Source organism: Streptomyces sp. WI03-4A (genome assembly GCF_033792105.1).
GTDB lineage: Bacteria > Actinomycetota > Actinomycetes > Streptomycetales > Streptomycetaceae > Streptomyces > Streptomyces collinus_A.
On record NZ_JARAUO010000016.1, the window covers coordinates 82,320 to 103,861 of the forward strand.

The 21,542-nt window shown below is 69.8% G+C and carries 17 protein-coding genes and 3 pseudogenes; 12 read left to right on the forward strand and 8 right to left on the reverse strand.

The window, feature by feature from the left end; translation table 11 throughout:
- The first annotated feature begins 4 nt into the window (after nt 1-4).
- The 6 genes and pseudogenes from PV343_RS18415 to PV343_RS18440 all read left to right on the forward strand — a co-directional run.
- On the forward strand, nt 5-775 hold the full coding sequence (locus PV343_RS18415) for a thioesterase II family protein (protein WP_319148012.1): 771 nt from the start codon (nt 5-7) through the stop codon (nt 773-775).
- On the forward strand, nt 678-2,537 hold the full coding sequence (locus PV343_RS18420) for an acyl-CoA dehydrogenase family protein (protein ID WP_319148013.1): 1,860 nt from the start codon (nt 678-680) through the stop codon (nt 2,535-2,537). The genes PV343_RS18415 and PV343_RS18420 overlap by 98 nt, the downstream gene beginning before the upstream one ends.
- Before the next feature lies 1 nt (nt 2,538).
- On the forward strand, nt 2,539-4,509 hold the full coding sequence (locus PV343_RS18425; RefSeq protein ID WP_319148014.1) for a non-ribosomal peptide synthetase: 1,971 nt from the start codon (nt 2,539-2,541) through the stop codon (nt 4,507-4,509).
- Nucleotides 4,510-4,647: 138 nt separating this feature from the next.
- Nucleotides 4,648-5,100: an SHOCT domain-containing protein gene (locus PV343_RS18430; protein WP_319148015.1), complete on the forward strand. Its 453-nt coding sequence runs from the start codon at nt 4,648-4,650 to the stop codon at nt 5,098-5,100.
- A gap of 27 nt (nt 5,101-5,127) precedes the next feature.
- Entirely contained in the window at nt 5,128-5,568 is a 441-nt protein-coding gene (locus PV343_RS18435; protein ID WP_319148016.1) for a hypothetical protein, read from the forward strand.
- A 202-nt stretch (nt 5,569-5,770) separates the two neighbouring features.
- Nucleotides 5,771-6,040: pseudogene (locus tag PV343_RS18440) on the forward strand (membrane-associated oxidoreductase); the annotation flags it as partial.
- Between the two features lie 294 nt (nt 6,041-6,334).
- On the opposite strand, the gene PV343_RS18445 reads toward PV343_RS18440, so the two are convergent.
- On the reverse strand, nt 6,335-6,556 hold the full coding sequence (locus tag PV343_RS18445) for a hypothetical protein (RefSeq protein WP_319148017.1): 222 nt from the start codon (nt 6,554-6,556) through the stop codon (nt 6,335-6,337).
- 259 nt (nt 6,557-6,815) lie between these two features.
- Between PV343_RS18445 and PV343_RS40420 the strand changes: the two genes are divergently transcribed.
- Nucleotides 6,816-6,890: a 50S ribosomal protein bL37 gene (locus PV343_RS40420; protein WP_106960698.1), complete on the forward strand. Its 75-nt coding sequence runs from the start codon at nt 6,816-6,818 to the stop codon at nt 6,888-6,890.
- Nucleotides 6,891-7,475: 585 nt separating this feature from the next.
- Here the strand turns inward: PV343_RS40420 and PV343_RS18450 are convergent.
- Nucleotides 7,476-7,625, reverse strand: a complete 150-nt coding sequence (locus tag PV343_RS18450) for a hypothetical protein (RefSeq protein WP_319148018.1) — start codon at nt 7,623-7,625, stop codon at nt 7,476-7,478.
- A 419-nt stretch (nt 7,626-8,044) separates the two neighbouring features.
- On the opposite strand from PV343_RS18450, the gene PV343_RS18455 reads away from it, so the two are divergent.
- The gene (locus PV343_RS18455; RefSeq protein WP_319148019.1) at nt 8,045-10,033 is read left to right on the forward strand and encodes an Ig-like domain repeat protein; all 1,989 of its coding nucleotides are present in this window, start codon (nt 8,045-8,047) and stop codon (nt 10,031-10,033) included.
- Nucleotides 10,034-10,292: 259 nt separating this feature from the next.
- Here the strand turns inward: PV343_RS18455 and PV343_RS18460 are convergent, their stop codons facing one another.
- The 5 genes from PV343_RS18460 to PV343_RS18480 all read right to left on the reverse strand — a co-directional run bounded on the left by PV343_RS18460 (nt 10,293) and on the right by PV343_RS18480 (nt 16,947).
- Nucleotides 10,293-10,778 carry a DUF4265 domain-containing protein gene (locus PV343_RS18460; RefSeq protein ID WP_319148020.1) on the reverse strand — a complete coding sequence of 162 codons (486 nt, stop codon included), beginning with the start codon at nt 10,776-10,778 and terminating at the stop codon, nt 10,293-10,295.
- A 351-nt stretch (nt 10,779-11,129) separates the two neighbouring features.
- Complete coding sequence (locus tag PV343_RS18465) at nt 11,130-11,504, reverse strand: hypothetical protein (protein WP_319148021.1); 375 nt, start codon at nt 11,502-11,504, stop codon at nt 11,130-11,132.
- Nucleotides 11,501-15,442, reverse strand: coding sequence for a CHAT domain-containing protein (locus PV343_RS18470; protein ID WP_319148022.1), 3,942 nt, complete (start codon nt 15,440-15,442; stop codon nt 11,501-11,503). The genes PV343_RS18465 and PV343_RS18470 overlap by 4 nt, the downstream gene beginning before the upstream one ends.
- 397 nt (nt 15,443-15,839) lie before the next feature.
- On the reverse strand, nt 15,840-16,094 hold the full coding sequence (locus PV343_RS18475) for a hypothetical protein (protein ID WP_319148023.1): 255 nt from the start codon (nt 16,092-16,094) through the stop codon (nt 15,840-15,842).
- Between the two features lie 214 nt (nt 16,095-16,308).
- Complete coding sequence (locus PV343_RS18480) at nt 16,309-16,947, reverse strand: hypothetical protein (RefSeq protein ID WP_319148024.1); 639 nt, start codon at nt 16,945-16,947, stop codon at nt 16,309-16,311.
- 347 nt (nt 16,948-17,294) lie between these two features.
- On the opposite strand from PV343_RS18480, the pseudogene PV343_RS18485 reads away from it, so the two are divergent.
- From PV343_RS18485 to PV343_RS18495, 3 genes and pseudogenes are all read left to right on the forward strand, one after another.
- Nucleotides 17,295-17,702: pseudogene (locus PV343_RS18485) on the forward strand (replication initiator); the annotation flags it as partial.
- A pseudogene (locus PV343_RS18490) lies at nt 17,695-17,933 on the forward strand (helix-turn-helix transcriptional regulator). The pseudogenes PV343_RS18485 and PV343_RS18490, both read left to right, overlap by 8 nt.
- Entirely contained in the window at nt 17,933-19,180 is a 1,248-nt protein-coding gene (locus PV343_RS18495; protein ID WP_319148025.1) for a tyrosine-type recombinase/integrase, read from the forward strand. The pseudogene PV343_RS18490 and the gene PV343_RS18495 overlap by 1 nt, the downstream one beginning before the upstream one ends.
- A gap of 80 nt (nt 19,181-19,260) precedes the next feature.
- Here PV343_RS18495 and PV343_RS18500 read toward each other — a convergent pair whose 3' ends face one another.
- The gene (locus PV343_RS18500; RefSeq protein WP_319148026.1) at nt 19,261-20,022 is read right to left on the reverse strand and encodes a phosphoglyceromutase; all 762 of its coding nucleotides are present in this window, start codon (nt 20,020-20,022) and stop codon (nt 19,261-19,263) included.
- Between the two features lie 176 nt (nt 20,023-20,198).
- Between PV343_RS18500 and PV343_RS18505 the strand changes: the two genes are divergently transcribed.
- Nucleotides 20,199-21,515, forward strand: coding sequence for an MDR family MFS transporter (locus tag PV343_RS18505; protein ID WP_319148027.1), 1,317 nt, complete (start codon nt 20,199-20,201; stop codon nt 21,513-21,515).
- Nucleotides 21,516-21,542: the final 27 nt, after the last annotated feature.

Here is a 21,542-nt window from a genome sequence, read left to right on the forward strand (position 1 = left end):
GTGGGTGCTCTCCCGGCCGGGCGGCTCCGCCGACGGAGCGCGCGTGTACTGCTTCCCGCACAGCGGGGGATCACCGGGCGAGTACGTGCGCTGGGCCGCCCGGCTGCCCGGCCACCAGGTGCGGGCCGTGCAGACGCCGGGCCGGGGCAGCCGCATGGACGAGGAGCCGTTCACCGGCATGGAGGCGCTGGTCGACAGCCTCGTCTCCCAGGTGGCCTTCGAGGAGCCGTTCGTCTTCTTCGGCCACAGCCTCGGCGCGCTGGTCGCCTACGAGACCGCGCTGGCCCTGCGGGAGCGCGGCCTGCCGGAACCGCGCGCCCTGCTGCTGTCGGGCACCGCGGCCCCGCACACCCTGCGCGCCCGGCCCTCGCTGCGGGGCCTCGCGGGAACGGAGCTGGTGGCGGCGATCGAGCGGGTCTACGGGCCGGTGCCCGCCGAACTCCACGAGGACCCCGAGCTGCGCGACCTGCTGCTCACCGGGCTGCGGGCCGACCTGGAGATCGTCAGCGGCTACCGGTACCGCCCGAGGCCGCCGCTGTCCTGCCCCGTCACCGTGCTCGGCGGCCGGGACGACGAGGAGCCCCTCGACGACCTCGGCGCCTGGCGCGCGTACACGACCGGCCCCTTCGACCTGCGGGTCTTTCCTGGCGACCACTTCTACTTCCGGGAGTGCCCCGATGAGTTCTTCGCCTTCCTCGACGGAGCCCTCGCGCAGTCCGCTGCACGAGCTGTACTCGGGCCGGGTCCCGTGGCAGCGGCTCACGTCCTTCCCTGAGCCGGCCCCCGGGCCTGACCGGGAGCGTGGGGACGCGGCGGTCGCGGCGCTGGCCCGGCTGCTGCGCGAGCGCGTCGACCCGGAGGAGGTGGAGCGCACGGGCCGGCTCCCCGAAGGGCTCATGGCGGCCCTGCGCGAGGGCGGCTTCCTGAAGCTGACGACGGGCCCGGAGCTGGGCGGCCTCGGCCTGACGCCGTACCACGCCTTCCGGGTGCTGGAGGTCGCGGCGAGCCGCTGCACGCCGGTGGCGTTCAGCCTGGCCATCACCAACGGCTTCGGCTCCGGCTCGTACCTGCCGCTGCTGCCCGAGGGACCGCTGAAGGAGCTGATCGCGGAGCGGGTGCGCGAGGGCATCGTGTCGGCGGGGGCCGACGCCGAGGCCATCGGCACGGCCAACGAGCGCCGGGCCACCACCGCCGTACCGGTCGACGACGGCAAGTTCTACGAGATCACCGGCGAGAAGGTGTTCATCGGCAACGGCACCGTCGCCGACCTGATGGACGTCTCCGCGACCGTGCGGGAGCCGGACGGCCGGGAGGAGGTCCGGCTGCTGTTCGTCGACAGCCGGACCGATGGGTTCGAGGCGCTGGACCGGCACGAGTTCATGGGCCTGCGCGGCGCCGAGATCGGCCGGCTGCGGCTGGACCGCGTCCGCGTGCCCGCCTTCCACCTGCTGGACGAGTCGGAGGAGAGCTGGCGGATGCGCCCCGCCGAACGGGGGGCCGGGCCCGGGGCGGAGGCGGGAACCGGGGCGGGGGTGGAAGCCGAGGCAGGAGCGGAGCCGGGGTTCGTCCCGACCGACTTCGGTCAACTGGCAGCCCTGGGCCGCATCCTGGTCATCGGCCCGGCCTCCCTCGCCCTTGCCCGGCTGTGCCTGCACTGGTCCCGCGAGTTCGTCCGCGGCCGGGTCATCGACGGACGCGGCCTCGGCGAGTACGAGGAGATCCGGCGCCGGATCGCCGAGACGGCCGCGGACGTGTACACCGTCGACACCGTCATGACGTGGGTGCTGCACGCCCACCGGTCCGGCGACAACCAGCCGGAACTGACCGCGGCGAAGAACCTCACCTCCCTGGCCTGCTGGCGGACGGTGGACCGTACCGTGTCGCTGCTCGGCGGCGAGGGCTACGAGACCGCGGCCAGCAAGGCCGGACGCGGCGCCCAGCCCTTCCCCGTCGAACGGGCCTTCCGCGACGCCCGGGCGCTGCGGGTGGCCGGCGGGGTCGACTTCATGGTGGACCGCTGGTCCGCCGAGGCCGCCCTGAGTACCTGCTGGCTCACCGGCGACCCGCCCGACATCACCCTGCTGGACGGGGTGCCCGCCCCCGACGGCGCCGGCCTGTCCCCGGCGGGCCGCGAGCACCTGGCGTTCCTGCACCGCCAGGCCCAGGAACTCGCCGCCACCTGCGCCCGGTTGAGCGTCGGCCGGCCGGCGGAGGAGGTGTTCCGGCAGCAGCGGCACACCACCGTGCTGGGCCGCATCGGCACCGAACTGCTGGGCATGGCCCTCGTGCTGGCCCGGGCCGCGGCCCGGGCCCGGCGGGGCGACCCGGCCGAACTGCCGCTCGCCGACCTGGCGTGCGCCACCGCCCGCCTCCGGCTCGCCGCCCTGTGGCCGCGGCTCGCCGAACCCGACACCGCCGAACCGGCGTTCGTGGCGCCGGCTGCGGCCTGGCTGGACGGCACCGGCCTCGACTTCCTCGTACGGGACGTGGTCACGGACCTCCCCTACACCGCCTCACCAGGAAAGGACGCCCGCTGAGATGCGCAACGGTTCCACCCGCCGAGCACACGACGCGCGCTGTGTGGACCTGTGCGTCCACGAACTGTTCGCCGGGCACGCGCTCGTCACGCCCGACCGCGTCGCCGTCACCGGTGCGGGCGCCGATCTCACCTACGGCGAACTCGACGCGCGCGCCGAGGGGCTCGCCGAGCGGCTCCGCCGGGCGGGCGTCACCGGCAACGCCCCGGTCGGCGTACTGCTGGAGCGGTCCACCGAGTTCGTCGTCGCGATCCTCGCCGTCCTCAAGGCCGGCGGCTGCTACGTCCCGCTCGACCCCGCCTACCCGACGGCACGCCTGACCGCGATGCTGAACCTGGCCGGCGCCGGGGTGGTCGTCACCCGCGGCTCCCTGCCACAGGGGATCGCGCCGCCTGCGGCGATCGTCGTGGACGTCGCCGAAGACGTCGCCGTCGCCGTCGCCGTCGATGGGGCGGTCACCGCGCGGCTCGGCGAGGCGGGGGCCGGCATCGGGGCGGAGCACAGCCCGGCGGCGGCCACCCACCCGGACGACCTCGCCTACATCATGTTCACGTCCGGCTCCACCGGCACGCCCAAGGGCGTAGCCGTGCGGCACGCCGGGATCGTCCGCCTGGTCGACGAGCCGAGCTACGTCCACCTGGACGCCGACCAGGTCGTCGCCCACCTGTCGTCGGTCTCCTTCGACGCCGCCACCTTCGAGATCTGGGGCGCCCTCGCCAACGGCGCCCGGCTCGTGATCGCCCCGCCCGGCCCGCTCTCCCCGCAGGAGCTCGGCACCCTGCTGCGCGAGGAGCGCGTCACCTGCGCCTGGCTCACCGCCGGGCTGTTCAACATCATGGTCGACGAGTGTCCCGACGGCCTGGCCGGCCTGCGCCAGCTCCTGACCGGCGGCGACGTCATGTCACCGCCGCACGCCCAGCGCTTCCTGCGGACGGCCCCGGACTGCGTGCTCGTCAACGGGTACGGCCCGACGGAGGTCACCACCTTCACGGCCTGCCACACCCTCACCCCGGACGACGCGGCGTCGGCGCGCGTCCCCATCGGCCGTCCGATCGAGGGCACCTGGACCGAGATCCTCGACGAGGACCTCCAGCCGGTGCCGCCGGGCGTCCCGGGCCTCCTCTACGCCGGCGGTCTCGGCGTGGCCCGCGGATACGTCGGCGACGCGGCCCTGACCGCCGAACGCTTCGTACCGGACCCGTGGGCGCACGGCCAGCGCCTCTACGCCACCGGTGACCTGGCCATGTACCGCCAGGACGGCACCATCGACTTCCTCGGCCGCGCGGACCAGCAGCTCAAGAAGCGGGGCTTCCGGGTGGAGCCCGCCGAGATCGAGGACGCGCTGCGCCAGGACCCGCACGTCAAGGACGCGGCGGTGATCCTGCGCGGGGAACGGTCGGACGAGGCCGTACTCGTGGCCTGCGTGGTGCTGGGCGCGGGTGCGGGGGTCGTGCTGGAGCCGGGGCCGACGGCCGGGGGTACCGACGGTGGCCGGGGCGACGGCGGTGAGACCGGTCCGCTCGCGGCGGTCCGCGACCGTCTGCGCCGTCACCTCCCGGACTACCTGCTCCCCGACCGGCTGCTGGCCGTCGACGCGCTCCCGCTGACGCCGAACGGCAAGGTGGACCGCCGCGGCCTGGCCGCCCTGGTCGACCGCTCCCTGTCGGCCGACGTCCCCCCGGAGGCGGGGCAGGACACTCGTCAGGACACCGTCCAGGCCACCGACCAGGCGGCCACCGATCGCGCGCGCACCGCGACCGAACAGGCCCTGGAAGGCATCTGGACCGAGATCCTGGGCCTGCCCGAGGTCGCCGTCGACGACGACTTCTTCGCCCTGGGCGGCCAGTCGCTCCAGGCCAGCCGCATGGCGTCGCGCATCCGCACCCGTCTCGGCGTCTCCCTCCCCCTCACCGTCATCTTCGACCACCCCACGATCGCGGAGCTGGCCCAGCGGGTGGAGGCGGGCGGCTGACCGACGCGGACTTACCCGAGCGGGCCCCGGCGCGAAATCACCCGGCCGGTGTGAGGCCGGCGGCCCGCTTCCGGCGCAGCGTGGACCCAGAACACCATCCGGGTGAGGACCCGGGCGGCAGACGAAGGGAACACGCAGATGTTTCTCGCGTACGACTACCCCCTGCTGAGCGCCTTCTGGACCATGCTCTGGTTCTTCCTCTGGATCATGTGGTTCTTCCTGCTCTTCAAGATCGTCTTCGACATCTTCCGGGACGACTCGCTGGGCGGCTGGGGGAAGACGGGTTGGCTGGTGTTCGTGATCGTGCTGCCGTTCCTCGGCGTCTTCGTGTACCTCATCGCACGGGGCAAGGACATGGGCCGTCGCGACATGGAGCACGCCAGGGCCCAGCGGCAGATGTTCGACTCCTACGTCCGCGAGACGGCCGCCACCGACCAGCCCAGCAGCACGGACGAACTCGCCAGGCTCGCCGAGCTGCGCAAGAGCGGCGACATCACGCAGGAGGAGTTCCAGCGGGCCAAGGCCCTGATCCTGTCCGACGCCCGTCCCGCGACCAGCGACACCCCGGTCAAGACGCCCAGCTCCCACTGAGCGCCGGCCGGAGCAAGCGAGGCTGAGATGACCACGACACGCACCACACAGACGCACGCGCGCAAGCAGCAGTGGGCCGGCGGACTGATGCTCTTCGGAGCCGTCATGCTGATGGTCGCCGGAGTGATCGATATCTTCCGCGGCATCATGGGGATCGCCAAGGACGACGTGTTCGTAGCGGCCAACGGCTACGTCTTCCGGTTCGACCTGACCGGCTGGGGCTGGGTCACCCTCGTCCTGGGCGCCGTCGCCGTGGTGGTGAGCATGGGGCTGTTCCAGGGGGCGATGTGGGCCAGGATCTCCGGCATCGTCATCGCCGGCCTGATCATCATCGCCAACTTCCTGTCCCTGCCGTACGCCCCCCTGTGGTCCACCCTGATGATGGCCTTCGCCGGCGTCGTCATCTGGGCCCTGTGCGTGGCACAGCCCCGGGAGTCCACAACCCCCGGGACCCCGACGGGCACCTGACCGTCCTCGGCACGGCCCCCGGCCCCCGGGCGCGGCCGGGGGTCCGCCATGCCCTCGCCGGGCGGAAGGCGAGGAGACGCTCCGACCGGGCGGCCGCCCAACGCCGTGTCGTACAACCGCATCACCGGTGAACTCGCCCTGGAGCACGGCAGCGTGCCGCGGTTGTACGCGTCCCGGATCCGCTACATCGCCGGCACGCTGTTCCGGCGCCTGGCTGCTGTCCCTGCTGGCCGTCGGCTCGATCGCGTACGCCGTGCACCACCCCCGGCCCCTGAAGGCGTCCGAGGCCACGCACTTCAGCCCGGTCTTCCACACCCTCGACCTGCTGCTGCCGGTCATCTCGTCCGGGCAGGAGGAGTCCTTCGCGCCGGACGGCTGGTACCGGGCGCTGTCCTACGCCCTCATCATGACCGGCTGGCTCCTGGCCACCACGGTCATCACCGGTGTCACGAGGAACGTCAGCCGCCAGTGACGGCTTGCGCCGTACGTGGCGCGTGAACATGAAGCGTGGCGCGTGGAGCTAGGCCGCCCTGGACCGCGTCGCACGGACGCCCGGGGCAGACTCCTCCCCGTCCTCGAACGGGAAGACCTCGTCCCCGAAGTCGGGGGCCTGGAAGGGGTTGGTCGCCGGGGGCGGCGACGCCGCGGCGGAGCGGCTGGGCTGGCCTTCCACGGCGGAGAACAGCGATGTCGTGTCGATGAGAGGACTCTCTTTCTTTACAGGTCCCGGACGGGACCCGGTGTGCCGTGACCGGGCACTGCGGTCCTACAACTTGGTCATCTTGGCGTACGGGCTCAAGATCCGCATCTGCGACGAGCCGAAGTCCACCAGGGCGGCGATCCCGTCCTCGACACCGATCACCCGGCCGAGTCCGTACACGTCGTGCGTGACCTGGTCCCCCACGGCGAAGTGCTTGGGAACCGGTGCGACCGGAACCTTGAAGGGGCTGGTGGGCAGATGGCGCCGAGGCGCAGCAGGCTTGGTCATGGCTCAGTATGCGCCTCCGCGCAACCCGTCCGCTGTGGCGATCGGCACAGATCCACTTCGCGAGGGCCCCTTTCACCGCCCTGACCTGCACATTCGGGAATTCGACCGACTTCGCCGAGCAACCTCCGATAGCGACCGCGTGGGCCCGCTCGCGCCGGGTACCCCGCCTTGGTCGGCCGGCCGCGCTGATGCGGTCGCCCCCGGGCCGAACCTAGACTGACGAAGGCACCGAAAAGGTCACATGAGGGAGATATGCGCCATGGCGAAGCGAGGCAACAAGCGACGTGCCCGCAAGAAGAAGAAGTCGAACCACGGCAAGCGCCCCAACGCCTGAGCCGACCTGAGCGACAGGCCCAGCACCGCGCCGAGCCCCCTGCCCACGGGATCCCCGGGCAGGGGGTTCGGTCGTCCCCAGGGTGATCAGCACGGACCGGCGCGACCGATGTGCGAACGATTTGTTCCATGTCGACAGCCCCCAGCACTCCCGCCACCAGCCGGCCCGCATCCCCCCGCACGCCACATGCGGGCCCGCACCGCCTCCAGGCCGACGAATCCCGCCTGAGCGAGGCGGACATGTGAGCCGGGGCCACGGCGCCGGCCCCCCGGGCCCACGGACCATGAACGACTTTTCCCGTCGCGGAGAGCTCTGTTCGCGCACACCCAGGGGAACCGGATCGAGGCAGGCACCGAGGTGACGAACATCGCCGAGCAACGCGCCCTGGAGTGGGCGGGCTTCACCCGCGAGGGCACCCTGAGCGGCGCCTGCTTCCGCGGGCGCGTGGCGCGACATGGTCATGTACTCAGTACTCCGCGCCGAGGTCACGACCGAGGCGTGACTGTCCCCCGGGGGTCGCTCTGAGGCGGGGCTGAGCATCTGGCGGCCCAGGGGACGGCCCGGTCATGGCCCACGTGGCCGGCGTCAGCTGACGGAGGCGGCCCGCCACTGAGCGGTGAGACACCCCTCTTCCATGTCCCGCCACTCCTCGGCTACGCCGTGCTTGAGCAGCCTCTGCACCTTGGCGAGGTCAGCGGAGGGCGGGACGTCCAGGGCCGCCATGCGCAGCACCACGCGCGCAGGCGATGCCTCGCACGGACCAGGGGATGTTGTCGAGCCGCACGGTGCCATCACCTCGGTCGACGGCCCACAGGCTCTCCACCGAGGCCGGAGGCCAGTCGTCGTCTATTTCAAGCCGAAAGTGCACCTTGACGTACGGGCCGCCGGGATTCGTCATGCTGCCAGGACGCACGCGTCGAACAGGCCGCCTGGAGCGGACCCCTTTCGATGACGACCCCTTCGTCTCGAAGCAACCCAAAGGGGGCTCAAGTGGGGGCAGGTATGCCGCTGACCTGCAGTAGAAGGTGCTCGGCGAACTGCGGAAACCTGCGCAGGCGGACCGTACAACCCTGGAGGGGCTCCATGGGTCTTGTGGGCAGCCTTGTCTTCCCAGTGGGGGTTGCATCACTGTGCGTGTACGCAGCATTTCAGCCGTGACGGCGCTCGCGGTCGTTCTCAGTTCCGGCGCCCTGATCGCGTCGGCCGCGGGCCCTGCCGTCGCCGACAGCAGCGCCGCGCTGCCCATCACGTCCAGCGGCGACATCATCGTGGACGGCGTTCACCGGCGGGTCTTCATCAGCGACCCGTCGGGAGGCAAGGTCGTCGCCACCGACTACAACGGCACCGTCGTCGGGACGATCACCTCGCTGCCGCAGGCTGACGGCCTGGAGCTCTCCACCGACTCGGCGACGGTCTACGTCGCCGTGCCGGGAGCTGATGAGATCGTGGCCATCGACACCGCGACCCTCACCAAGACCGGGCGGTACGCGACGGGTGACGGCACAGATCCGCAGCACCTGGCGCTCGCGGGCGGCGAACTCTGGTTCGGCTACGGCAGCGTCGGTCACGGCAACATAGGCTCTCTCGACCTGTCCGGCGGGCAGCCGCGGGTTTCGCTCGCCCAGGAGGCCGACGGAACGTGGAACGACGCTCCCCTGCTGGACTCGGTACCCGGCGCTCCCAACACCCTGGCGGCCGGCTCGCGCCAGTACCACTTCACCCTCGGCATCTATGACGTGTCGAACGGCACGGCCGGCCGGACCGCGTTCCTCGGGGGGCAGGACGCGGCCATCGGGAACACCGCGGAGGACCTGGCGCTCACCCCCGACGGCACAGAGCTCGTGGTGGCCACCACGGTGGGCGACTTCCAGCAGGTCTTTCGGACCTCAGACCTGTCGGAGACCACCAGGTATCCGAGCAGCTACTGGGAACAGCGGTCGGTGGACGTCGCGCCGGACGGCCTCGTCGCGGTGGGCACCGACACGTACGCCTCCTTCGGTCTCCCCCACGTGTCCGTCTACAAGCCGGGCAGCACGGCCCCGAGGCGGACCGCCGACTTCACCGACTACCAGAACGGAGTCGCCCAAGAGACCCTGCTCGACCACGGCGGCCTTGCCTTCGCACCCGACAGCAGCCGGCTCTTCGCGGTCACCCACGGCCTCCTCAACAAGTACCGCCTGCGCGTCGTCACCGACCCCGGCAAGGCCGTCACCACCACGACGGTGAACGCCCCGGCGACGGCCGGCCGTGCCAAGTCGCTGACCGTCTCCGGCAAGGTCACGAACACGCTCGGGCTGCCCGCGGGGACCACCGTCGCGGTCACCCGAACGGACCTGGAGTCCCCGAACGGCAAGACGCTCCCGGCCGCGAAGGTGAAGGCGGACGGGACCTTCTCCTTCACCGACACCCCGCCCGCGGGCGGCAAGGTCACGTACAAGGTCTCGTACGCGGGCGACGCCGATCGCACGACCGCCTCCGCCTCCGACACGGTCGAGGTCTCCCGGACCTCCCCGACTCTGACGGTGAACAAGAACGGCAACGTCTACGCAGAAGCCAGCAAGGTGACGTTCACCGCCCATCTCGGCACGACGTACAAGAACCGGACACTCTCGCTCTACGCGGACACCGCGGGCGACGGCAAGGGCAAATACCTGGTCAAGACCGGCACGGTCAACAGCGAGGGCAACCTGTCGGTCACCTTGACCCTGAAGCGCGACACCACGGTGAGCGCGTCCTTCTCCGGCGACGCGCGGACCGCACCGAAGACGGCCGAGAGCTGGGTGGGCGCGAAGGTCAAGGTGTCGCTGAGCCTGAGCCGCTACTACAAGACGGCCACGGTCAGCGGGCACACCAGGTACTACTTCCGGAAGACGACCAACCCGCGCCTCACGACCACGATGACGGCCTACCCCGGCCGCTCGCAGAGGCTGCAGTTCGAGATCTACGACAACGGCGCCTGGCGGTCGGCGGGGTCCCCGTACTTCACGCTCGACTCCACGGGCAAGTCGGTGGTGGACCTGGGCGGCACGCACCAGACCGGCTACTCGATGCGCGTGCGGTCGTCCTACATCAACAACTCCTCGGGCGACACCGTGAACTCGACCACGCACGGCTCCTGGAAGTACTTCACCTTCACCAGCTGAGACACACCAGCTGAGACAGAGACGGCCCAGAGGCAGCGACAAGCCCCCTACTCGCGGAGAAACCGCAGGTAGGGGGCTTGAGCGTGCGGGCTTACTTCTTCTTGCCCTGGGTCTTGCCGGGGATCTTGGCGACCTGCGTTTTCGCTGCTCAGAGGCAGTGGGCACGTGCGCCTGGTGATCGTCGTTGGTCGTCATTGGCCACTGCCGAGCGGCCTCGGACGGCCCAGAGACGGCCCAGCCATGGCCCACATCACCGGCGTCAGCCGACGGAAGTGGCCCGCCATTGAGCGGTGATACACCCCTCTTCCAGGTCCCACCACTCCTCGGCTACGCCGTGCTTGAGCAGCCTCTGCACCTTGGCGAGGTCAGCGGAGGGTGGGACGTCCAAGGCAACCATGCCGAACCGCTCTATGCCCTCGCCGGCGACGCCGAGTTGCTGAAAGGCGTTGATCACGCTCTGGCGTGCCGGACCCGAGCCGCTGTCACGGAACACAATGAGGCGGATGGTGCAGTTCTCCGAACGCCGAACCACCTCGCCGGCCCATCGCACGCCCTCCTCGTCGGGTTCCGCGGCCACGACGTCCCCGCAGGCAATGCCCCGGACGAACCAGGGGATATTGTCGAGCCGCACGGTGCCATCACCTTGGTCGATGGCCCACAGGCTCTCCACCGAGGCCGGAGGCCAGTCGTCCTCTACCTCAAGCCGGAAGTGCACCTTGACGTACGGGCCGCCGGGATTCGTCATGCTGCCAGGATGCACGCGTCAGACGGGACCGCCTGTAGGGGCCCTCCTTCAATGGCGGCCTCTTCGTCCCGAAGCAACTTGGGTGACCGTCTGACCTTGGTCGCTGCGTCTCTCACCTTTTTCGATGGTCCACAGGAGTCCACGCTTGTCCACGGCTGTCCGTCGGCGTTGTCGCGCAGTTAGACACTCACCCCGTCGGCCTCCTGGCTCGATTAGTGCATCAGGGATCTGACGCGCCAACTCCTCATCAAAGGTCTCTGTGCTCCGTCGTTGCTGTCAGTCCTGAACGGAGGCACGGGCGGTTGCGACTTGATGCGGGGCGGGACCGGGCCGATGTGGTGCTCTCAGGGGTCAGGTTGCTGAAGGCTCGTCGGCGATGATGTCCAGAAGCTGGTCGGGGGTGAGAGTGGCAAGGTCGACGGAGCGGTCTTCGTGTACGAGCCGTACCGCCGTGTGCTGAGTGTGGAGTTGTTGGGCGCGTTCGATGAGCTCGCCAGCGCGGCGCCGTTTGTGGATACGGTCGGCGATGTCCGCGACCGCGAGCATGGCCGATGGAATGGACACGATCAGGGACGTCACCGCGACGGGATCGACGCTCTTAGTGTCTGGATCGTTCCCCGGTTTCGCTGTCGGAGCTGGTACGGGTTGGTAGCCCCAGCTTGAGGTCAACGTGGCCACGCTCTTCCCGGCGGCTTCGACGTCCACTCCGACAAACTCGATGATCATAGTTCCTCGTTTCCGTCGCCCGTGGCCTTCAGTAGCTCATCAAGCAGGTCAACAACATCTGACAAACCGATCTTGGCGGCAGCGGCTCGGCTCGTCTGAAACACCTGTCGGGCTTGCCCGCGTTCACCTGCGGCCAGCAGAATTTGTCCCAAGGCAGTCCCGACGGCCGCGATGCCATCCGGTCGTTGAAGCTGCAGAAAGAGCTGAAAAGAGGTGACCATCCTAGGCGCCGCTGCGCCGAGATCCTGGCGACTCAGGTCGATTCGCGCAAGGTCCCAGTTGACTGCCGCGATGCCGTCCATGTCGCCGAGCTGCTCATTGACTTCCAAGCGTTTGAGCTGCAGTTCGAGGGCCTCGTCGACCCCGCCCCGCTGCTGGAAGATGTCGGCGATCTTTCCCCAGGTGACCGCGACCTCGCGGGTGTCACCGATCCGCTCGAACGCCGGCAGGGTGACCTCGCGGAGGATCCGCAGCGCCTCGTCGACCTCGCCCCGCTGCTGGAAGATTTCGGCGATCCTTGCCCAGGTGACGGCGACCGCGCGGGTGTCACTGATCCGCTCGAGCGTCGGCAGGGTGACCTCGCGGAGGATCCGCAGCGCCTCGTCGACCTCGCCCCGCTGCTGGAAGATGTCGGCGATCTTTCCCCAGGTGACGGCGACCGCGTGGGTGTCACCGATCCGCTCGAACGCCGGCAGGGTGACCTCGCGGCGGATCCGCAGCGCCTCGTCGAGCTCGCCCCGCTGCTCGAAGATGTCGGTGATCCTTGCCCAGGTGACCGCGGTCTCGCGGGTGTCACCGATCCGCTCGAACGCCGGCAGTTCGACCTCGCGGCGGATCCGCAGCGCCTCGTCGACCTCGCCCCGCCGTTGGAAGATGTCGGCGATCTTTCCCCAGGTGACCGCGGCCGTGCGGGTGTCACCGGTCCGCTCGTACGCCGGCAGTTCGACCTCGCGGCGGATCCGCAGCGCCTCGTCGACCTCGCCCCGCTGCTCGAAGATGTCGGCGATCCTTGCCCAGGTGACCGCGGCCTCGCGGGTGTCACCGATCCGCTCGAACGCCGGCAGGGCGACCTCGCGGCGAATCCGCAACGCCTCGTCGACCTCGCCCCGCTGCTCGAAGATGTCGGCGATTCTTGCCCAGGTGACCGCGGCCTCGCGGGTGTCACCGGCGTCAGTGAACAGTTGACGGGCCTGGTTGAGCAAGTCCTCAGCCTGGTCGACCTCGCCGCGGGTGATCAGGCGGTTGGCGTGGTCGTAGAGGAGCGCGGCGTGGTCGGCCGGGTTGGTCTGCCGGTCGCTGGCCTGGGTCTGCTGGACGGCACGGTGGAGCAGAGTGTCGGCATGGTCGCCGTCGCCGCTGGTTACTGCAGCGTCGGCGACGGCCCGTAGCAGGGTGACAGAAACCTCGTGGTCGTGGCGGTCTAGGAGGGTGATCGCGTGGTGGCCGAGCTCGGCGGCGGCGGAGGCCGGGCCTTGCCGCAGGGCGGACACGGCCGCGGCGGCGCAATCGGCGGTAATGGTCGGGTTGTCGGCGGCCAGGGCCAGTTGGGTCAGCTGCAGGTCCAAGTCGCTGCCGCGGGCGGGTCGGGGTGTGGCACCGCCCCACTGGGCGTACAGCGGTTCAACAGCCACGGTGGCGAGCGCAGCCCACTCGCTGGGGGTGAGGGGCGCCAGGCGTCCGCCCGCGAGGGCGTTGACGGCCAAGGCTGGGACGTCGGGGCGGTGCTGGTCGGGAAAGGCGTCAAGGAGCCCGAGGCCGCACAGGCGGGACGCCGATCCGCCGACAGCGGCGGCGAGGACGTCGACAACGGGTTGCGGGACCGGGACGGTGAACAGGGTGCAGGCCCGCAACAGGTCGCAGTGAGCGGGCCCGGCCTGGTCGAGGAGGGTGTCGAGAGCCAGGTTCTCCAGGAACGCGCCGATGTCGGCGTTGTCGGCCGGCAGGTCACCCTGGCGAAGGTAGGCCTTCATATCGGCGACGGCGGCCTCGGCACGGGCCTGGTCGACCTCGCTGCTGTAGACCAGACGCAGCCCGATGAGGTCCTGCAGCCCGGGATTGCCGCAACTGACCTCCAGGGCCCGCTGCGCCAGGTCGGCGCGCTGGGTCCGGTACCCGGCCGGGGCGAGGTCCTGCTGACGGCGTTGGAGCTTGCGCTGGGCCGCCGGCGACAGGGGCTGCAACTGGACCGGTTCCAGCCGGTTCTCCAGCCCGTCGAGAGTGAACGTGTAGCGGCTGGTGACCAGCAGTCGACTGTCGGTGATGGCCGGGTCGAATGAGGAGAGGACGTCGGCGAGCACGGTGGCGTGCTCGGGGTCGAGCCGGTGTGGGCCATTAGGGTTGGCGGTCAGGATCTGTTCGAGATCATCGATGATCAGCAGGAGAGGTTTGCGGACGCTGTCGAGTTCCTGGGCGCACGGTCCGGCCAGCAGATCAATCAGGAGCGGTTTGAGGCGTTCCGGCTGTTGGCGGACCTCGACGCGCCTCGCTTCGATAAGGCTGCGGGCGTCGGGGTTGGCGGCGACGGCATCAGCGATGGCGTCGAGGATCGCCGTCGGGGTGTAGTCGCCGAACACGACCGCCACGGCCCGGTTGGGGTGACGGTCGGCGATCCGGGCGGCCAGGCTCGACTTGCCCAACCGGCCCTGCCCGTGCAGCAGGGCCCCGGCCTTCTGCCCGCCGCGCAGGGCCCGCATCGTGCGCTGCATCTCCGGGCGGCGGCCGACGAACATTTCCGCGGCCGCGACCGGCAGCTGGTGCTTACGGTCCAGAAACGCCTTGGTCACATGGTGCGGGGGCACCATCTGGCGCTTGCGGGTTCCCGCGACCAGCGGACCGCCACCAGCCGGCCCCAGCCACAGCCGCGCCAGGTGCCAGTCGGCGCGCAGGCGCTCATCGGAACAGGCCAGCAGATGGCGGCGGGCCTCGGCGACGGCCTCGGCCACCTCGACACGCCGACTGAGCTGCCGGTACAGGCGTTCTGCGAAACGAGTGGCCGCCTGATCGCTGACCGAACCATCCCAGCCAATGACGGCGGGAATCCCGGCGGCCACCAGCCCGGTGGCCATCGAGTGCGCCACCGACACGCCTGGCTCGGCTGGCGGACCGCCGCGATGGCCAGCGCCAGCAGGAACATGCCCGGCCACGTCGGCACCGGTGGCGGTCAGGCAAGCCGACACGAACGCTAGCCGCGGCCGAGGAGTCAACAAACCCACCAACGCGTCCGCGCTCGTCGGACACCCCTCCCCGAGATCATCCTCCATCAGCAGGACAGGGGTGGCGGGCCCGTCAGGCCCGGGGCGCCAGTTGTGCAGCCCGTGACACGACAGATGAACCACCGGCATCCCGCCGAGCTCGGACAGACGCAGGCCTAGATGCTCGGGACTGCCGGAGTCCTCGACAACAAGATCAAGGCTCGTCTCCCCGACAGCGTTGAGGATGGCCATCTCCTCAGCCTCGAAATCCAGCTCATGCTGACCCCGCGGCGCCGAGGCCATGAACGCCACCCCCAGCCGGTACCCGTCCAGAGCCGGCGCCGGACTCGGATGACCGAGCCGACGCGCGACAGCGAACAGCTTCGGCGCCTCGGCAAGGAACCCGCCCTCGGGGGCGGCCAGCAGCTCGTACGGGGCCCGCAGCAGCGCCCACGCAGCTGCGGACGGTCTCGCCGGCGCTCGGACCTCGAACACCAGCGGCGCCGACGCCTCATCGAGCAGGCGCGTCAACTGGCCAAGGTCACCGTCAAGCCACCGATACAACTCACGTCCCACCGCGAGCAGCGCACGGTCCTTGGAGCCGTTAGGCACGGCGTCCACATACTGGCCAGCAACGGCATTGAGCAGCTCGACGTCAGAGGTCTGCAACACCCGACGGGGACCGACCCGCTGGCCAGCAACGACCAGCTCAAACCCGTTGGCATCCACAACCAGCCCCGTAACCATGAACTCAGCGTAGAAACAAGGCCCTAACCGTGAGGCCAAAACGCCCGAATCAGCTAAAGCGGCTCCGCAAACACCTCGCCGGATACCGGCCCGAGCACGACTGCACCGTAGGAGGGCGGACCGCGGCCTTGTAAGTGCGGGGGCATGGAACGACCCCGGCGCGCAGGTCACTCCGGCTTTGAAGAGCTCGCAGGTCACCGGCGCATCTTGCCTGGTGTGAGCCGCTGTTGACCGTGGTTGACCGCTCTATCTAGCACGGCCGTGGCACGCACTGTGAGCCCAGGCGCTTAGAAGATGCGGGCACACCCCAGCTTGCCATCCCAGCGCGGCTGCAGGGATTCCCTGACAGGCCGCTGGGTGCTGTCGTCGTCTGCACTCGTTGCCGTCAGCGCTGCCGTCACTGCCGTCCAGCTGCGAGATGCTGACGCGTTGCCAGTCGCCGCAGTTTACGTCGGCGCTGTCCCGCTGCGCGCTGTTGAGCTTTCACGATGGCGACTGTCTGCGGATCACTGATCAGGTCGTAGTCGCACAGCAGTAGCGCGTCGTCGTGCTCGGCGAGCAGGCATCGCAACGTGTCGATGTGATGCTCAGGACTGGTGAGTAGCCGCTTCGACTCCAGCCAGGCGGCGAGACCACCATCCTCTTCGAGCACGGGAACCACCGTAGTCCGTCGACGGGGCGTCGTCATACCAGTTCTCCGGGCTTCGGCATAACCCTTCCAGTGTCGCAGATCCAATCGGGTGACCTGCGGCTGTCGCCTGCTACGACTGTCGTTAGTAGTCGTCGCCGGTCGGCACTGGGTGGCCACAGACGGCCCAGAGACGGCCCAGCCGGCGGCGCGGCGCACCCCGGCTGAGCTGCTCTATCTATCGCTCCGGTCCACTCACGCGGAGCAGATCATCCATGGCGTTACGTGCTGCCGCCACGAAGGCGTCGAGGCAGTCATCGAGGCGCGAGTGGATCTGGAACCACGAATCAGCGGGCGTCTCTTCGCCCGGCCCTCCACGGCTTCCCTCCTGCCGCCAACGCCGCAGCGTTCGGAGTGAGGGAGGTAGCTGGGACAGACACAACATGAGTTCGTCAGCCAGTTGCGACACCGCCTCCGGCCCCTCCAGCTGCACTTTGTGGACTGAGCCTCCAGCCGCTTTGACTGCTGCGTCGAGCTCTGCAGCGAAGGCGGCGGTGTCGCCGACCACCTCGTAACGGGAGCGCATGATCATGTCGCCAAGCCTGCCGCCATCGTGACTGACGGTATGGGCGTCGGTCAGGAACTGCTGATACACCTGCCGACGATGATCGATCTGGAGCTCTCGTATCTGTCGACGCTCCTCGGCTTGCAACAGCCGCGCCTGTTGCTGTTCGGCGGACAGGAGCTGTAACCGTTGCTGCTCTGCGAGGACTGCATCCTTGCGTCGTTCCGACCGGAACGTAACTGCTGCAGTCAGTGCGCCGCCGGCAAGCGTCCCCAAGACGCTCACAGCCGCCACAAGTAAGGAGTCCGCCATGGGCCTCATGCTGCCAGCGAAGAGCTCTTCGCGTTCGGGGATTGATCACTAGCTTGGAAACCTCTGACCCTCTCGATGCGAACTACGGGCGGGGCGGTCGTCGAGGTCTGGTGGGCTGGTCAGCCGGACTGTGAGAGGCATGGGGGGGGCAGCGCCGGTCGGTGGGGTTGCTGTACTTCGCTGCTGTACGGGAGCCGGTTCTGCTCTACGGCGTCCGGCCTCCGCTCTCCCTAGACGGTGAGGGCGTCGAGCAACAGGGCGCCGACAACCCAGTGAGGTACAGACAATGCGTGTGATCCCCGTGGAGACATCGGCCGCGACGCTCCTCGTCACCAAGCTGCCCGAGGTCCCTCGACCGCCCCATCCGCAACCCGATCACGGACCTGGTTGGCTCCGGCGTCACCGACCACGCCCGGCGGATGATCCTCACCTGCTGGCACCTCGGCGCGCTCCCCGAACTCGAAGACCTGCGCCTGCGCAAGTGGGCCCACATGCTCGGCTTCCGCGGCCACTTCTCCACCAAATCCCGCGCCTACTCCGTCACCCTCGGTGCCCTCCGCCAGGAGCGCGCCGACCACAACGAGGCCTTGGCCCGCGAACGCGCGGCCGAAGCTGGCCACCCGCTGCCCGACCCGGACACCGTCCTCGTCCTCTCCCACTGGCGCTTCGCAGGCACCGGCCTGACCACCGCTGAAACCTGGCTCGCTGTCTCAAGGACCGACGCGTCCGCTACCGAAGGGGAACCCTGTGGCTAACCGACGCCTCGCCCCAGCCGACGACGCCAACGAGCCCCGCTCTCTGCCCGAGCGAATCTGACGCCCGACGACCTGGTGGAGATGTTCGACCTCCCCAGTGTCGAGACGGTCTATCAGTGGCGTCGCAAGCGCACCGGTCCCCGCGGCTTCCGGGTCGGCCGGCACCTTCGCTACGACCCTGCGGACGTTCGAGCCTGGGTGGAGTCCCTGCGTGAAGGAGCTGCCGCCTGATGGCCGGGCACATTCAGGACCGGTGGTACCGGACCGAGACCGGCCCGGACGGGAAAGTACGCAAGGTCAAGACCGAGCGCTACGGATCGGGTCTCCGCTACCGGGCTCGCTACGTCGGCCCGGACGGCACGGAGAAGTCCAAGAGCTTCCCGGACCGACAGAAGCGGCTTGCTGATCAATGGTTGGCGCACGTCGAAGCGGACATGGCGCGCGGGCAGTACATCGATCCGCGCGCGGCCCGGCTCACCTTTCAGCAGTACGCCGAGCGGTGGGTCGCCACGCAGGGCGCCGACCCGAACACGCAAGCCTCAATGGAGTCGCAGTTACGACTGCACGCCTTCCCCTACCTCGGCTCGCGTCCACTCGGCTCCTTCCAGCCGGCGCACATCCGCGACTGGGTGCGGCAACTCCAGGAGAACGGCGTCCGGGGGTCGTACGCCCGGACCATCTACTCCAACGTGCGCGCGGCGCTCAGCGCAGCGGTGGATGACGGCCATCTTCCGCGCAACCCCTGTGCCGCCCGGTCCGTCCGGCCGCCGACCGTCGACAACAAGCGCGTCGCGCCCTGGACGCCAGAGCGGGTCTTCGCCGTCCGGGCCGCTATGCCCGAGCGCTTACAAGCCATGGTCGACCTGGGTGGCGGCTGCGGGCTCCGTCAGGGCGAGATCCTTGGCGTGGCCGTCGACGCGATCGACTTCACCTCGGACACGCTGCACGTGGTCCAGCAACTGAAGTTGAGCCGCAGCAAGGCCGTGTACGCCCCGCCGAAGGGTGGCAAGCTTCGGGACGTCCCGCTTCCTGGCCCCGTAGCCGATGCGCTTCGGGAGCACATGAAGCGGTTCCCGCCGATCGAGGTCACCTTGCCGTGGAAGGTGGCGGACGGTCCACCGGTGACCAAGCGGCTGATCTTCACCGGGCCGCGCGGCGGCCACGTCTGGCGTACGTCGCTCAACGAAGAGGCAAGGAAGCGGGCTCTCGCCTCCGTCGGCGTGATTCCCAAGCGGAAGCCGGGCGGGTCGTACGTCGAGTCACGTGAGAACGGCATGCACGCGCTGCGCCACTTCTACGCCTCGGTGCTCCTGGACGCGGGCGAGAACATCAAGGCCCTCGCCGAGTACCTCGGCCACTCGGACCCTGGACTGACTCTCCGCGTGTACGCGCACCTCATGCCGTCGAGCCAGGAGCGCACCCGCAAAGCGGTCGCCGCCGTCTTCGACACGACCCGACCGGAGCCATCCAGCACCTGACGGCCCAGAGACGGCCCAGAGGCAGCGACAAGCCCCCTACTCGCGGAGAAACCGCAGGTAGGGGGCTTGATCGTGCGGGCTTACTTCTTCTTGCCCTGGTTCTTGACCGCCTCGATCGCCGCCGCAGCGGCCTCCGGGTCGAGGTACTGGCCGCCGGGGGTGACCGGCTTGAAGTCGGCGTCCAGCTCGTAGTAGAGGGGGATGCCCGTCGGGATGTTCAGGCCCGCGATGTCGGCGTCCGAGATGCCGTCCAGGTGCTTGACCAGGGCGCGCAGGCTGTTGCCGTGGGCGGCGACGAGGACCGTGCGGCCGGTCAGGAGGTCGGGGACGATGCCGTCGTACCAGTAGGGAAGCATGCGGACGACGACGTCCTTCAGGCACTCCGTGCGCGGGCGCAGCTCCGGCGGGATCGTCGCGTAGCGGGCGTCGTGCGCCTGGGAGAACTCGGAGTCGTCCGCGAGCGGGGGCGGCGGGGTGTCGTACGAGCGGCGCCAGAGCATGAACTGCTCCTCGCCGAACTCGGCCAGCGTGGCCGCCTTGTCCTTGCCCTGCAGGGCACCGTAGTGGCGCTCGTTCAGGCGCCAGCTGCGGTGGACCGGGATCCAGTGGCGGTCCGCGGACTCGAGGGCGAGCTGCGCGGTGCGGATCGCGCGCTTCTGGAGGGACGTGTGGACCACGTCGGGGAGCAGGCCGGCGTCCTTGAGCAGCTCACCGCCGCGGACCGCCTCCTTCTCGCCCTTCTCGTTGAGGTTGACGTCCACCCAGCCGGTGAACAGGTTCTTCGCGTTCCACTCGCTCTCGCCGTGGCGGAGGAGGATCAGCTTGTACGGTGCGTCGGCCATGCTTCAGAGCCTAATCGACGGATTCCGCCCTCAGAGCGGCCGCCCAGCAGCCGGACAGTTGACGTCATCTGCTAATTGAGTGGCCCTGGCCGGACCCCCACTTGTAAGTTCCAGGTGCCGCATTGGCCGCTTACACCGCCGTCCGTCTCGCCGTGCATCTCCGTGGGGGTCCTGCCATGTCCGAAGCCCGTCTCAGACGTGCCGCACGGGAGACCGTCTCCGGGCTCCCCCGCGAGTTCTGGTGGCTGTGGACCAGCACCCTCGTCAACCGGCTCGGTGCCTTCGTCGCCACCTTCATGGCGCTCTACCTGACGCTCGACCGCGGCTACTCCGCCACCTACGCCGGTCTCGTCGCCTCCCTGCACGGGCTCGGCGGCGTCGTCTCCTCGCTCGGCGGCGGGGTGATGGCCGACCGGCTCGGCCGCCGGCCCACCCTGCTGATCGCCCAGTCCGCCACCGCCGGCTCCGTCGCGCTCCTCGGCTTCATGCACGACCCGGTCGCGATCGCCGCCGTCGCCTTCCTCGTCGGCATGGCCTCCAACGCCTCCCGACCCGCCGTACAGGCGATGCTGGCGGACATCGTCCGGCCCGAGGACCGGGTGCGGGCCTTCTCGCTCAACTACTGGGCCATCAACCTCGGCTTCGCCGTCTCGTCCATGGGCGCCGGTTTCATCGCCCAGTACAGCTATCTCGCCGGCTTCCTCATCGAGGCCGGCATGACCCTGGCCTGCGCGATCGTCGTCTTCCTCAAGCTGCCCGAGTCGCGGCCCACGGCCGATGCCAAGCAGGCGGGGCAGGACGACGTCCGGCTCGGCACCGTGCTGCGCGACGGGCGGTACATGGCCGTCGTCGGACTGTGCTTCCTGGTCGCGCTCGTCTTCCAGCAGGGGTCGGTCGGGCTGCCGGTGGCCATGGGCCGCGCCGGGTTCTCGCCCGCCGACTACGGCCTCGCCATCGCCGTCAACGGCTTCCTGATCGTCGCCCTGCAGATCCCGGTCACCCGCTTCATCGAGCACCGCGATCCGCGCCGGCTGCTGGTCGTGTCGTCCGTCCTCGCCGGGTACGGCTTCGGGCTCACCGCCTTCGCCGGGTCGGTCGGCGTGTTCGCGCTCACCGTGTGCGTGTGGACGCTCGCCGAGATCGTCAACGCCCCGACGCAGACCGGGCTCGTCGTCGCGCTCTCGCCGGTCCACGGGCGCGGGCGCTACCAGGGCGTGTACACCCTGTCCTGGTCCGTCGCAGCCCTGATCGCCCCCCTGATGTCCGGTGCGGTCATCGACCGGTTCGGCGCGGAGTGGCTGTGGGGGATGTGCGCGGTCGTGGGAACGGCGGCCGGCATCGGGTACGCGGTGCTCATGCGGGGGCTTCCGGAGGAGCGGGGACTTCCGCAGGAGCGGACGGCAACCGCGCCTGCGCCCGCGTCGGCCGGTGCCGGGTCCGGGGCCGGGGGCAGGACCGGCCCCGAGGCCGAGCCCGAGGTCAGCACGGCCTGAGGGGCGGACGGCGCCGGGCCGGACAGC